Source organism: Vibrio sp. 1288 (assembly GCF_033344475.1).
Genome location: NZ_JAWPOX010001079.1, coordinates 1 through 528 on the forward strand (window position 1 = coordinate 1; position 528 = coordinate 528).

Sequence of the window (528 nt, forward strand, 5' to 3'; positions counted from 1 at the left end):
CAGCAGCGTTGACCGTAGGTTTAATTTTCCAACCGGGTGCTGGTGCAAACTTAGCGGGTACGGTTTCTGAAACCGTCAAGCTGACGACAACTGAAACACCAGATATTTTCTCGCTCGTGGTAAACATTGTACCAAGCAATCCAGTACAAGCTTTTGCTAACGGCGACATGCTACAAATTATCTTTATGGCTATTTTGACAGGTCTAGCCATTCAAGCTCTGGATTCTCGAGGTGGCCCTGCTATCCGCACGTTTAAGATGGCCAATGAGATCATGATGAAGCTGGTTGGTTTGGTCATGAGTCTAGCACCTTACGGTGTGTTTGCTCTGATGATTCAACTAGGTGCAACCTTAAATGCTAATACATTGATGTCTGTTGCAGGTTACGTTGCGCTTGTCGTGGCTATGCTTGTGTTCTGGATTTTCATCTTCTATCCAATGGCAGTTGGCATTACGACTGGAACTTCTCCAAAGGCGTTTCTCCGTGCAACTCGTGAACAAATCCTATTTTCCCTATCTACGGCAAGTT

General features: G+C 45.5%; 1 protein-coding gene. It reads left to right on the forward strand.

Annotated features, from left to right (window positions below; all coding sequences use genetic code 11):
* The coding region (locus tag R8O11_RS30995; RefSeq protein ID WP_318195362.1) for a dicarboxylate/amino acid:cation symporter at positions 1-528 on the forward strand (528 nt) is incomplete at both ends.